Below are 13,923 nucleotides of genomic sequence, written 5' to 3'. Positions count from 1 at the left end.
ACTGGAAAAAAACCAATAGAAAAAAAATTCCGAGTGATATACAATTTAGACTTCAAGATTCAAATGAAATTGAGAAAGGTGAACATGGATGGGAAAATAATAGTTCTTCTGGAATAAAAAAAGGTCGAACAGAAAAAATAACATTAAGTAACAAATATGAAATTTCATGGTCAGATTATAGTAAAATAGATAAGAGTAAAAATTGTAAAAATCCAAATCATAGTATTTTTAAATATTTACTTGTAAAAATAAAGTGAGTAAAAGATTAAGTAGATTTCAAGTAGGTCGGGTTCCGACCAGCGGGAGAAACCCGACACCACCATCTGATATGCTTTTTCTCATCCAAACACATAAAATATCCTACAAAACAAAATATTCCCCTTGACAATCCCTCTCCAACAATATATAAAAGAGCTTTCAGAATGAGATGTGTTTATAAAATAGCCAATCCGCTGCAGGCGGGTTTTTTTTAGGATAAAATATGATTAATACAAAAATAATGGATGCCAAAGGCATTAAAAGGTCTATCGAGCGAATCGCCTACGAGATTTTAGAACACAACGGCGGCGCTGATGATATGGTGATTATCGGCATCCGCACGCGCGGCGTATTCTTAGCCGAACGAGTAGCGAAAGTTATCAAGCGGATTGAGAAAACAGCCCCGCCAGTCGGCGCAGTCGATATCACCATGTACCGCGATGATGTCCAAATCAAGCTCGACCAGCCGATTATCCAGAAAACCGATTTGAGTTTCTCCATCGATGACAAGATAGTTATTCTCGTTGATGATGTTCTCTACACCGGCCGGACTGTCCGGGCGGCACTTAACGAACTGTCCGATTACGGCCGCACGCGATGCATCCAGCTGGCGGTGCTTATCGACCGCGGCCATCGCGAACTGCCGATTTGCGCTGATTACACGGCTATAAAACTGCAGACTTTCACCGATGAAAATGTCATCGTCAACCTAAAAGAACACGATGACGAAGACAGCGTAATACTTCAGCAAAGTAACGGGGGAGAGGTGAAATGAAACTAAGCTCTCAACATCTCATTGGCCTTGAGGGCATGACCGCCGATGAGATAAACCTAATCCTCGATACCGCCGTTACCTTAAAAGAAATTCTTTCGCGCCCGATAAAGAAAGTCCCCACATTAAGGCATATCACTGTCCTGAATCTTTTCTATGAGCCATCCACGCGCACAAAAATTTCATTCGAGCTGGCCGAAAAAAGATTGTCTGCCGATGCTATAGGTTTCGCTAAGGTATCCTCCTCAGTAGTCAAAGGCGAAACGCTTTTAGATACTGTCTGGAATATCGAGGCGATGAAAATAGATATGATTGTTATACGTCACTCAGCCTCAGGCACGCCGTATATGCTTACCCAAAATTGTGGCTCGAAAATTATAAACGCCGGCGATGGCTTTCATGAGCATCCGACGCAGGGCTTGCTTGACATCTTTACTATCCGTGAAAAATACGGCGACTTAAAAGGATTGCGGGTTGCCATTATCGGCGATATAAAGCATTCCCGCGTTGCTCGCTCTAATATCTGGGGACTGAAAACGCTTGGCGCCAGCGTGGCGGTGTGCGCTCCGACGACTCTGCTTCCATACGAGGTTGAGCAAATGGGTATCGATGTGTACACTCGCATTGAAGAGGCGCTCGAGGGCGCGGATGTAGTCAATATCCTGCGTCTTCAGAAAGAAAGGCAATCGGCGGGACTGCTGCCGACCTTAAGAGAATACAGCAATAGATTCTGCATAAAAAAAGAGCGGCTTAAATATCTTAACAAGAATTATACAATAATGCATCCGGGCCCGATGAATCGCGGCGTGGAGATAGCCTCAGAGGTTGCCGATAGTCCCGATTCGGTGATATTACCACAGGTAACCAATGGCGTGGCGATAAGAATGGCGGTTTTATACCTGTTAAGCGGTGGAGTTGGAAAAATTGAGTGATTTTACAATAACTGGCGGAACAATTGTCGACCCGGCCGATAACTATTTCGGACCCGGCGCAATTGTTGTCAAAAAAGGCAAAATAGCTGAGGTCATCAAGTCAAAGAAGAAAGATAAAGGCGATATTGATGCCTCAGGAAAGCTGGTATGTCCCGGCTTGGTTGATATGCATGTGCATTTCCGCGAACCCGGCTATGAGTATAAGGAAACAATCTTTACCGGTTCGCAAGCCGCCGCCGCTGGCGGATTCACCTCGGCTGCCTGCATGCCGAATACAGAGCCGACTATTGACAATCAGGAGACAGTTAAATTCGTTATACAGAAAGCCAAAGAGGCTGTGGTCAATGTTTACCCGATTGGCGCGCTTACAAAAGGCCGCTTGGGCAAAGAACTGGCAGAGATGGATGACATGCATCGGGCTGGCGCGGTCGCTTTTTCCGATGATGGTTCCGGCGTGCAGAATGGCCTAATCATGCGTCGGGCAATAGAGTACTGCAAGATGCTGAGCGTGCCGGTGATATCTCACTGCGAATATAACGACCTTGCCGAAGGTGGAGTCGCCAACGAAGGGTATATTGCCTCCAAGCTTGGGCTTCGCGGAATATCGAGGGTTGCCGAGGAGTTGATGATTGCCCGCGAGATTATGCTGGCTGAATATACTGGCGGTTTTGTTCATATCGCTCATGTTTCCACAGCCGGCGGCGTTGATTTGATCAAGAAAGCCAAGAAGAAAAATATCATGGTTACCGCTGAGGTCTGTCCTCATCATTTTACGCTATCCGATGATTTGCTGGAAACCTATGACACCAATCTGAAAGTCTATCCGCCTTTGCGCACCCAAAAGGATATTAAGGCGATAAAAAAAGGCATTGCCGATGGCGTCTTTGATGTTATCGCCACCGACCATGCGCCTCATGCCTATGATGAGAAACAACTCGAATTCGACTACGCCCCTCCGGGAATGATAGGACTTGAAACGGCGGTTGGGCTTGTTTCTACTGAGCTTGTCAGGAAAAACGTCATCGACTGGCTGACGGCGATTAAGATGATGTCCTCAACGCCTGCCTGCATTCTCAATATACCTGCCGGCAAGCTTGAGGCTGGCGCTCCTGCCGACATAACGATTATCGACCCCGAATGCGAATGGAATGTTGCTGAGGATGATTTCAAATCGCTGTCAAAGAATTCGCCTTTTATAGGCAGAAAGCTCGTTGGCAGAGCCGTACGAACGATTGTCGGCGGCAAAACCGTTTTTGAGATATAGACGTAGGATTAATAAAAATATCTGCGCGTAGGGCGTCCGCCATTGGCGGATACGCCCTCTTGTTGGTATGCATCAGAGTAGCCAACATTAGGCGGATGCCGCAACGGACGATATCCTAACGCCAAAACCCTCAATCAAAAAACAATAGGCACAGGCATAAAACATAATACAAAAACAACAATACACAGATAACCGATTGCCATGCGCCTTTTATCCAAGGGTATCTCATCCAGCACAGTCGGGGGATGAGCCGGCTTGATTAAGAAAAATCCCAGCAATGCCCATAAAATCCAGCCGGTCCAGTAAAATGATAAAACAACCAATGCTAATAATGCGGCATAAGCGATTTTGCGCTGTATCTTGCCAAACATGGCATACATCACATGCCCGCCGTCAAGCTGGCCAATCGGCAGAAGGTTTAACATGGTAACCAAAAAGCCGACCCAGCCGGCAAAAGCCGTTTGACTAAGAACAGCGATATAGCCATCCGGGGTCGGCGGATGAACAAGCCAGCTTATCAATGTAAAAAGAAGCGAATCTCCAAGATAAAACAAACCGGAAATATCCGGTGTCTCAGTAATAAAAACAGGATGCGCCAAGCCCCATATCACAACCGGTATGGCAACAACCATCCCCGCTAATGGCCCGGCCGCACCGACATCAAAAAGCTGTATGCGAGTTATAAATGGCGATTTGGATCTTATCACAGCCCCCATCGTGCCTATAATATTGGGAAAGGGGATAAAATATGGCAGGGAGACTTTTACATTATGCAGACGTGAGGCTATGTAATGCCCGAACTCATGAAATAACAGTATCCCCAAAAGCGGAAACGAAAACGGCATGCCCGCCAGTATAATCTTCCAGGGGTCAGTCCAGAACATCTCAGGGTTGTTGACAAAATCAGTTCCGGCATTACCGGCGCCAACTAAAAGAGTGGAAAAAAGAGTTAGTATAAATAAAACGATATTCAACCATGGTACTTTCCTGATGCTTACTTTGCCCGGCATTGTAATCCGCACAACTACTTTTGGCTCGACACAGATAATCTCCGGTTTGCCGGGAAGCATAGCGATTCTATTTAATATGTCAAACTCACTGCCGCCGATTAACGAACTAAACCTACCCTGTAATATGATATCACGCTTACTGCCATAAACCACATCGACCTCGACCAGACCCTTGAGCGATTCGATATAGGATTTTACTAATATGTTGTCATGCATTATATTACCGATATACCTTAAATCTATACATTAAATCCTCTATATTAGCCTCAATGCTGAAATCCAGCATAAATATCTCATACGATTCCTGGTTCTGAGACAACAATCTGTAAGAATATGCTATCTTTGAGCCATCGGGAGATACTGCTAAATAATACTTGTCTCCACCATCGAATGTCAGCCTGTAATCTTTATCGGCTTTATGATAATATATATCTATATTGCCGTAATAATTCACTAAGTAGGCGAATTCATTATAATTAACCGCTGCCGGATAATAACGTGAATCATTTCCAAAAGATAAAGGTGCGGTAATTAAAATCTCCGGCACACTGCCATTGAGGGAAATTCCGTAAATACTTTTGTATGATGATTCCCCCGCATCGAACATGATTACATCACTGCCGATGCAGAAATTACGAATTAACCTCAGCGGACGCCGATAATTTATCATGCTCTCATTATGATAGAGAACATCCTGCTCATGGTTTTGTAAATCTTTTATCACTATCGCTTCTTCATGCCTGTCATAAAAAATAACCCCATTTTCATAAGGGCAGTAGCTTTGCCTTTGAAACGGAAAACAAGTGGTGGTTGTTCCCATTGATAAATCGTAGGCAAACAAATTTATTTTAGGAGTGTTTTCGGGATTGGTATCTGTCCGGGCAATATATAGAATACAGGTATCTGATAAAAAACGCGGTTTGCCGGGATTTTCTTCAAATATTTCGAGCGTTGTTTCCTTATCAACTGTGAAATCATAATAGGCGAGGCCGGTGTTTCTCTCCTCGAGCCAGTCGAACATGCCGTCATCAATACGAACCGTAAAGGTATCCTGTGAATATGCCAGCTTATTGCCGGAGGGGGAAAACCCCCCGACTCTATCGGTATAAATATTATCTGTCAGACGTTTGAGATGATAATTACCGCCTAATATTACAGCGGCATCAGTAATTAACGATGAATCAGCTTCAAGCTGTTTTTCGATTTCTAATATGGCTAATTTAATTTTCCCATTTTGCCAAAGCTCATACGCGATTGAAAGCTGGCCATTAATGTCGCTATAATCTAATCTCGATATCGGAATGCCGTCATCTGCATAAAGTGTTGTACAGCCAACCAATATTTGAAATAATATCAAAAGATATCTCATGCTTTTATATAATACTTCTATTGTATGTGAGCAATAGTTTATATTATTTCATGGTATCCGCGGCATATCAAAATGAAAACCTATGCACAAAATCATTGACAACCGCTATAGTTTGATTAAATTAATATGTTAAAGCATTGAAACTGCTAACTGAATGTATTAAAGTAAAATAAATTACAGCAAAGAGGTTAAAATGCGTGTCAGATTCCTAACTATAATCATAGCTATCTTTTTAACGGTTTCTGCCGGGGCTGATATTTATAAGCAGATAAGAGTACTCGATACAAGCAGTGAGACAATAACAAGACTTTCCGGTTTCGATATTGTCGATTTTCAACCCGACCAATATATAGAAATAATAGCCGATAGCTTAGCTTATAATCTCATAAAAGTATGGGGACTTCCAATTGAAATCATCCATGAGGACTTGACGGCTTTTTACCAGAGCCGCTATCCGGTCGGCACGACAATGGGCGGCTTCAGGACATATTCCGAGACCATGGCGGCGCTTGATTCGCTGGCAAGCAATTATCCTGCGCTTGTAGCTCCCAAAGTATCTATAGGTCAGACTCATGAGGGCAGGGATCTCTGGATGGTTAAGGTTTCGGATAATCCCGGTGTCGATGAGAACGAGCCGGAGATATTTATCGATGGTTTGCATCATGCCCGCGAACCGGTTACTGTCGATATATGTGTTGAATTTATAAAAGAGCTTTCGGAAAATTATGGTATCGACCCTGATATTACCGATTTAGTCGATAATAACGAGTTCTTCATAGTCCCGATTGTCAACCCGGATGGCTATGAGTATAACCGTCAAACAAACCCCTCCGGCGGCGGCATGTGGCGCAAAAACCGCCGCAACAACGGCGATGGCTCCTATGGGGTCGACCCAAACCGCAACTATCCCTATTTTTGGGGTTATGACAACAGCGGCTCATCTGGATATACCTCAAGTAATACCTATCGCGGGCCAACTCCCGGTTCCGAGCCGGAGATTCAGGCCTTAATGTCGTTTATTGAAAGCCATGATTTCGCCTGGATTCAAAATTTCCACTCCTACAGCAATTTGTGTCTTTGGTCCTGGGGTTATTATGATGGCATTAATGAAAATGTCAGCGAATACTGGGAATATTTCGGCAATTATGCCCATAATACTATGGGCTATGCTGCCGGTACTGCCTGGCAGTTATTGTATAACACAAACGGAGATGCTAATGACTGGGCTTGGGGCGAAAGACAAAGCAAACGAAAAGTGTATGCCATCACTCATGAGGTAGGTAATAGCTCCGATGGATTTTGGCCATCATTGGCGCGTATTCCCGTATTGATAAACGAAAATGTTCAGGCTTTGTTGAATTATTCTAACCATGCTTATGAGATATACAAACGGCGCAATCCGCAGATTCCCGCAATAACATCGCCAGCGACAGCGCCTGCAGACCAAAGCTTTTACATTCACTGGCAAACTGCGGATATTGATACATTCAATGCTACTGTCAGCTATTATGTTGTCGAGAAAACCGGTTATCAGCAAATCACTAATCAATGCGAACAGGCATCCGATTTTGAGCTTGAGAGTTTTGCTTTAAGCACCACTCGAAAGCATAGCGGGAGTTATTCTATATATTCAGGGCAGGGAAACGGCTATCGGGCTATAGCAGAATTAAAAGAAAGACTCAAAATCGAAACCGGCGATACGCTGACATTTTGGACTTGGTATGATATCGAAACCGATTGGGACTATGCCTATGTCGAAATTTCCACCGATGGCGGCTATGTATGGTATCAGCTTGACGGCAACCGGTCAACATCATCAAACCCGAATAACCATAATGAGGAATTTGGCATCACCGGCAGTTCAGGCGGCTGGGTTTTGGCGCAGTATTCATTAGCTGATTATGCAGGACAGGAAGCCGATATCAGATTCCGCTACTGGACAGATGATGTGATTGAGAATGAAGGCATCTATATCGATGATATTTATCCTTATGATTCATTTGCCTCAACGACTATCCTGACTGAATATGCCTATCAGGAAAGTTTGCAAGTGGGACCTTACTCATCCGGCGAATACACTTTTCGGGTATCTGCCCGGGATGACAGGGGAGACCTGTCGCCGTTATCTAATCGCTTTAAGATTGAGGTTGTCGGACAGTTTTATTCTTTATCTGGTTATGTTGCCCTTTATGATACTTCTGTTGACCTCACTGGCTCGATTGTAACAATTTCCGATATTGGCTTGTTTGATACAACCGATATCGATGGATATTATTCTATATCGGGAATTCAACCTGGTGTTTATAATATAGCTGCCGCTCATGACGAGTATGCCGATTCTTTATATCCTGCTTTCGCGATTAGCTCAGATACGACTTTAGATTTTATGCTTCAGCTTGATTTCCTTCCCGGCGATGCTAACGGAGATGGCTCGGTTATCGGTTCTGATATTACTTATCTTGCGGCTTACTTTAAAGGGCAAAATCCTGCTCCCGCTCCTTTTTTGAGCGGCGATGCCAATGGCGATTGCCAGGTCATCGGTTCTGATATTGTTTATTTAATCGCTTATTTCAGGGGTTCCGGCAATCCGCCAGTTAGGGGAGATTGTCCATAAGTTGTTAACAAAAGACCGGGCATTGCCGAATATTTTTATAGATGACAAACAGTAAAGCTTTAGAGCCTTTGCCGGATGATAGCAGGGATAATTCATCTCTTAATGATAATGATTTATCTGTCAGAATCAGCCAGCTTAGCGATGCCAACAGAAGACTTCGCCGGAAGATTTTCGATCTTTATACCGTATTTGAAATATCCCGCCATCTTTCCTCGATGCTGGATACAGGTTCATTGATCGATGCTATTTTGCTTACATGTCTTGGCCAAATGGGAGTAGAAAGCGCGATAATATTGCTGACAGATAAAGAGGCAGAGTATTTAGCGAATCCTCATTCTAAGGGCTTAAGCGCCGATTGTTTGGAGAACTTAAGAGTTAAGTATAACAGCCCCTTGATAAAGACTTTTATTAAAACGGGCAAACCGTTGACCTCCGATGACTTGTATGCAAGTGTTGATGCCGATCAGGAATTAGACGAATTACTAAATCGATTGAGCGTAAAACTGGTTGCTCCCATGTTGATGAAAAACAGGCTCCTTGGAATTTTATTGCTTCCGAAGAAAATATCCGAAGCTGACTTTGGTGAAAACGACCTGGAATTTTTATCATTATTGATGAACCAGCTTTCTGTCGCCTTAGAAAATGCTCGGCTTTATGAGCGCGAACGTCAAATTAATGAGGAACTTCAACGTACTCAAAAGCTGTTGGTCGAAACAGAAAAAATGGCTGCTCTTGGAAAATTGTCAGCCTCCATCGCTCATGAGGTTAATAATCCTCTCGGAATTATAAGCAATTACCTTCAAATTATGGCTAAGAGAGATATACCGGATGATGTTTATGCTGATTATATAAAAATACTTAAGGAAGAAGTGTTTCGTATTGCCGGCATAGTTAGACAGCTTTTAAATTTCTATCGACCCCATCAGGAAAAGATTACCGATGTCGATTTAAGAGTGGTGATTGCCGAAACCTTAACTCTTATTTCCAATCAATTAACAAACGCCGGAATTGAAGTCCATAACGATATTGATGAGGATTTGCCGAAAATACGCGGCTCTGTTGAAAAACTTAAACAAGTATTTTTAAACCTTTTAATGAATGCCAAAGATGTTATGCAAGATGGGGGAGAGATTCGTATTTCAATCAAAGCTGCCGGCTCAAATATTCAGGTAAATGTCAGTGATAATGGCGGCGGAATAGTTAAAGAGAACATGTCAAAAATATTCGAACCATTCTACACTACCAAGGATAAAAAGGGCACAGGCCTTGGATTATCGGTTTGCTATGGAATTATTCAGTGGCATCAGGGCAATATAATAGTATATAATAATGATAAAGGCGGAGCAACTTTCCAAATAAGTTTGCCGATAGAAAGAAAAGATGATGAATAGTTCTAAAATCTTATTAATAGATGATGAAAAGAGAATGAGCGAAAGCCTTAAAACCCTTTTAGTAATCGAGGGACATACGGTTGAGGCATTCACCGACTCTGAAAAAGCAGCTAAGCTTCTTGAAAACGAAAGTTTTGACCTCGTTATCACAGACATCAAAATGCCAGTCGTAAACGGCCTCGATATATTAGAAAAAGCTCATCACAAAGACCCTTTTCTTGAGGTAATACTGATGACCGGTTATGCTTCTTTAGAATCTGCCAAAGAGGCTGTCGACCAAGGCGCTTTCAGCTATATCACAAAACCTATCGAGTTTGAAGAGCTTAAAATTGCTATCGCCCGCTCGCTTGAAAAAAGACAAACTGCTCTCGAAAAAGAACGTCTTCTTAAACAACTTAAAGTTGCCAATCATATGTTGGAGCAAAAGCTTTCCGAGATTGATGCTTTATACAGCGCCAGTGCTATTTTAGCTGCCACCATAGACCTTACTGAAACGCTTACTCAGATTTTATCCTTAGCTATTGATGTAATCGGGGCTAAGATAGGCTCGGTTATGATTCTTGATCCGAATAAGCAGGAGTTATATATAGGCGCAGCTTGCGGTTTATCAAAGCAAATCGTAGCCGAGACGCGCCTGAAAGTTGGCGATTCTATCTCCGGTCATGTCGCCCAATCGGGCGAGCCGCTGATAATTAAAGATATCGAAAGCGATGTCCGATTTTCCCGGGTTAATCGCCAGCACTATGAGTCCAAATCCCTGATTTCCGTGCCGCTAAAGTATAAGGGAAATATACTGGGTGTTGTTAATATCAACAATAAAATAACCGGCACAACCTTCGATGAACATGACCTTAAACTTCTGAACACTTTTGGCGCTCAGGCAGCTATCGCCATTGATAGAGCAAATATTTTTGCTGACAGGGATGAAAAAATAAACGAGTTGACAGTTCTATTTGAAATAACCAGAAAAATATCCACGATTGACCACATTGAAAGAGTCGGCGAAATTATATTTTCTCAATTGCGCAAACTTATTCACATAGAAGCGGTTATTTGGTATGGTCTGGCAGAGCGGATAAACCTGTTCAGACGGGAATTTATGTATAAATCCTCAGACTGCCGAATTAATCCGGAGCCTCCTATTGAACTGAAAACAAATAAAGAAGTTATAGAAAGAAGTAAGAATGTCGATATAGATTATGTTAAGGATCAATTAATGAAATGGTTTGCAGATTGTTTATCTGCTAAAAAGCATGCAATTGAAGTTGTTCCAATTCAATTGCACAATACGGTTAGCGGAATAATGACGATTATTTCTCAAAATAAGTTAAGCAATTCTGAAAGCAACTTAGCTGCTATTGTAGCTTCCCAGACAGTTTCTGTAGTTGAACGCCAAAAAGCTATTCTTAATGGCATTAAATTAGTAACAATGGGGAAGATAATTTCTGAAATCTGTCATGACTTGAAAAAACCGCTGACTAATTTAAAGGGAAATGTCCAGGTTTATAAAAGTAAAATTAAGGGTAGAGAGGCCTCTAAGTTTTTTGAAAGTTCCGAAAACGAATTAAACCGTTTAAATGATCTGGTTATGGAAATAGTAAATTCTGCTAATCCTAACATGTACAGTACATCAAAAGCAAAGATAAAAGATGTAATTATAAAAGCCTCTCAGCTTTTGGAAAAAGACTTGGAAAAGAAAAATATTAGGTTTACCATAAATCAAGATAATGATGTTCCCCAAATTGAGATCAATAACAATGAGATTTTTGAGGCAGTTATAAATATCATGTTGAACGCCATCGAAAGCATGGAGGATAATGGGGTACTTGAAGTCAATATAATGCTTCATCCTGCCCAAGAGCCTTATGTTAGAATTGCGTTTATCGATACCGGATGCGGTATACCGGAAAATGAACTGTATCGTATTTTCGACAGGTATCATACTACCAAAGAAACAGGCACAGGTTTGGGTTTAGCTATTGTCGAAAGAGTAATTAAGGCGCACAACGGTAGTTTAAATGTCGAAAGCGTTTTAGGCAAAGGAACAACTTTTAAAATAGATTTACCTATATAGCATTATGGATAGCGATAAAGTAAAGATATTAGTCGTTGATGATGACCCTAAAGTTCCTTGGATAATTTCAGAGGGGCTTGGTTTGGGATATGAAATAGAATCTGCTCGTGACGGACAGGAAGCGATTTCATATCTCTCAAAAAAGTCGCCGAATATTAAACCTGATCTTGTATTGCTGGATATAAAAATGCCTGGCCAATCTGGTCTTGATGTTCTCGAAAAAATTAAGAACACCGACTCTTCTTTGGATGTTATAATGCTGTCCGGGCATGGCAACACAAAAAATATCGTCGAATCAATAAAGAGAGGGGCTACTGAGTTTATACCTAAGCCTTTTGATGTTAAAGAACTAGAAATTCATATCCGAACCGTGCTCGAAAAGAAAAAGCTTAAAGAAGAGCTTATTGATATTAAGAAGAAAATAAGGGAAAGCCAGAATGAAATTCTTATAGGCGACACCGAGCCGATGTTGAATGTGAAAAATGTGGTTGAACAAATTTCTCCCAGCGAATTAACAGTCCTGATAAGGGGCGAATCAGGTACTGGCAAAGAAATCATCGCTCGCATGATTCACAAGCTTTCGCCAAGGAAAGACGAGCCGTTTGTAAAAGTAAATTGTGCAGCAATTCCCCGCGAATTATTAGAATCTGAGCTTTTCGGTTATGAAAGAGGCGCTTTTACCGGTGCCAACAAAACCAAGCCGGGACGATTCGAGGTTGCCAACAAGGGCACAATGTTCCTCGATGAAATCGGCGAGATGCCTATTGAATTACAAACAAAATTACTTCAGGTATTAGAGCAGCAAGAATTTGTCAGAGTAGGCGGTATTAATAATATTCATGTCGATGTTAGAATTGTATGCGCCACAAATCGTAATCTTGAAGAGGCTATGGAACAGAAAATTATTCGCAACGACTTGTATTACCGTCTTAATGAAATCACCATACAGCTGCCGCCATTAAGAGAAAGAAAAGATGATATAATGCTGTTAATGGAGCATTTTCTAAGAAAATATTCTCTATTATATGATAAAGAACAAATAAATATCCGTTCCGAAACAATGAAACATCTATATAACTATCATTGGCCTGGAAATGTTCGTCAGCTTGAGAATCTTATCAAACAGATTATTGTTCGCGGGGATGTGAATATTATTTATGAATTTTTAAAAGGGCCAATACCTTCTCCCGGAACCGATGAGGTTTCTTTACCTGTCAATTTGGATGATGGCGATTATAATCTTAAGAAAAAAGTCAATAAAGTTGTTGGAGAAATTGAGAAAAACCTTATAAGCAGAGTCTTGGTAAAAACAAACTGGAACCGGCGTAAAGCGGCAATTTTACTGGATATTAGCTATAGGTCATTATTGTATAAAATAAAAGAATACAAAATAATAGATTGATGCTTGCAAACAATGTGTATTGTATTGCACAATTGTTTGATTATATTTAGAACAAATTCGCTATATTAATGCTATGACAAGGGGGTTAATTTTTAATATTTCACTAAGTTATAAGTGCTGGAAGATTAAATGACTAAGATTGGTAAATGTGGGAAATGCGGCATTCTTTTTGCTTTAAAACAATCATGAATAGGGTTTTCCAGTTGTTGCTAATCCCTGTCTCGTATAGTTTAAAAAGAGAGTCTGGTAATGGATCGTGAAACTGAGATTTTAGATGAGTTGTATAAAGAAAGAGATAATTTTCTTTCCCGTGTTCAACAAGAATTAAAAAGAGCACAAAGGTATTTAAGTTTTATTTCGTTTATTAAAATCGACACAACTCGATTTAACAAAACCGGAGATATTGAAATTCCTAATCTCAACAGCGAAACTTCCCGCAGGATGAAAACACTTCTCAGAAAAACTATTCGGCAAACCGATATAATTTCAGGCTTCAATGACGGTAAAATCTGCATTCTCTTGGTTGAAACCCAAAAAGATGGCGCGGATATTGTTAAAAATCGTATTCAGGAGAGCATCAAATATTTCCTGCATGAGATGTTTGATTCCCCGATGAATTGGCGTGTCGATATTCGCCTTGGAAGTTTCCCTGATAACAAGAGTACGCCGAATTCATTTTACGATTCGATACGCACCTCGCTGTAATTGACTAATAAATCAAATCACTACTGTCCGGCCTTTTTCATAGAGTTCTTTAAATATCACCCAACAAGCGAAACTTGCTTGATTCGCAGCCCATAGAACAACAAGACATTGGACAACTCCAGCAAACATCGC

The 13,923-nt window shown here is 41.4% G+C and carries 11 protein-coding genes; 9 read left to right on the top strand and 2 right to left on the bottom strand.

Annotated features, from left to right (window positions below; all coding sequences use genetic code 11):
- The 4 genes from J7K40_13725 to J7K40_13710 all read left to right on the top strand — a co-directional run.
- Positions 1 to 257: hypothetical protein (locus J7K40_13725; GenBank protein ID MCD6163455.1), on the top strand; the 257-nt coding region annotated here is incomplete at its 5' end.
- 224 nt (positions 258 to 481) lie between these two features.
- The gene (gene pyrR / locus J7K40_13720) at positions 482 to 1,033 is read left to right on the top strand and encodes a bifunctional pyr operon transcriptional regulator/uracil phosphoribosyltransferase PyrR (GenBank protein ID MCD6163454.1); all 552 of its coding nucleotides are present in this window, start codon (positions 482 to 484) and stop codon (positions 1,031 to 1,033) included.
- Positions 1,030 to 1,962, top strand: coding sequence for an aspartate carbamoyltransferase catalytic subunit (locus tag J7K40_13715; protein MCD6163453.1), 933 nt, complete (start codon positions 1,030 to 1,032; stop codon positions 1,960 to 1,962). The genes pyrR and J7K40_13715 overlap by 4 nt, the downstream gene beginning before the upstream one ends.
- Positions 1,963 to 1,969: 7 nt before the next feature.
- The gene (locus tag J7K40_13710) at positions 1,970 to 3,226 is read left to right on the top strand and encodes a dihydroorotase (GenBank protein MCD6163452.1); all 1,257 of its coding nucleotides are present in this window, start codon (positions 1,970 to 1,972) and stop codon (positions 3,224 to 3,226) included.
- A gap of 134 nt (positions 3,227 to 3,360) precedes the next feature.
- On the opposite strand, the gene J7K40_13705 is transcribed toward J7K40_13710, so the two are convergent.
- On the bottom strand, positions 3,361 to 4,452 hold the full coding sequence (locus J7K40_13705) for a site-2 protease family protein (protein MCD6163451.1): 1,092 nt from the start codon (positions 4,450 to 4,452) through the stop codon (positions 3,361 to 3,363).
- Positions 4,453 to 4,456: 4 nt separating this feature from the next.
- Entirely contained in the window at positions 4,457 to 5,605 is a 1,149-nt protein-coding gene (locus tag J7K40_13700; protein ID MCD6163450.1) for a hypothetical protein, read from the bottom strand.
- A 193-nt stretch (positions 5,606 to 5,798) separates the two neighbouring features.
- On the opposite strand from J7K40_13700, the gene J7K40_13695 reads away from it, so the two are divergent.
- The 5 genes from J7K40_13695 to J7K40_13675 all read left to right on the top strand — a co-directional run bounded on the left by J7K40_13695 (position 5,799) and on the right by J7K40_13675 (position 13,791).
- The gene (locus J7K40_13695) at positions 5,799 to 8,219 is read left to right on the top strand and encodes an immune inhibitor A (protein ID MCD6163449.1); all 2,421 of its coding nucleotides are present in this window, start codon (positions 5,799 to 5,801) and stop codon (positions 8,217 to 8,219) included.
- Positions 8,220 to 8,260: 41 nt separating this feature from the next.
- A complete protein-coding gene (locus J7K40_13690; GenBank protein MCD6163448.1) occupies positions 8,261 to 9,610 on the top strand; it encodes a GAF domain-containing protein in 1,350 nt (449 codons plus the stop codon).
- Positions 9,600 to 11,684, top strand: coding sequence for a response regulator (locus J7K40_13685; protein ID MCD6163447.1), 2,085 nt, complete (start codon positions 9,600 to 9,602; stop codon positions 11,682 to 11,684). The genes J7K40_13690 and J7K40_13685 overlap by 11 nt, the downstream gene beginning before the upstream one ends.
- A gap of 4 nt (positions 11,685 to 11,688) precedes the next feature.
- Complete coding sequence (locus J7K40_13680) at positions 11,689 to 13,086, top strand: sigma-54-dependent Fis family transcriptional regulator (protein ID MCD6163446.1); 1,398 nt, start codon at positions 11,689 to 11,691, stop codon at positions 13,084 to 13,086.
- A gap of 249 nt (positions 13,087 to 13,335) precedes the next feature.
- Positions 13,336 to 13,791 carry a diguanylate cyclase gene (locus tag J7K40_13675; GenBank protein MCD6163445.1) on the top strand — a complete coding sequence of 152 codons (456 nt, stop codon included), beginning with the start codon at positions 13,336 to 13,338 and terminating at the stop codon, positions 13,789 to 13,791.
- Positions 13,792 to 13,923: the final 132 nt, after the last annotated feature.

It is taken from the genome of Candidatus Zixiibacteriota bacterium (assembly GCA_021159005.1).
GTDB lineage: Bacteria > Zixibacteria > MSB-5A5 > UBA10806 > 4484-95 > JAGGSN01.
The sequence above is the reverse complement of the archived record's forward strand: the minus strand, read 5'-3'. Positions and strand labels throughout refer to the sequence as shown.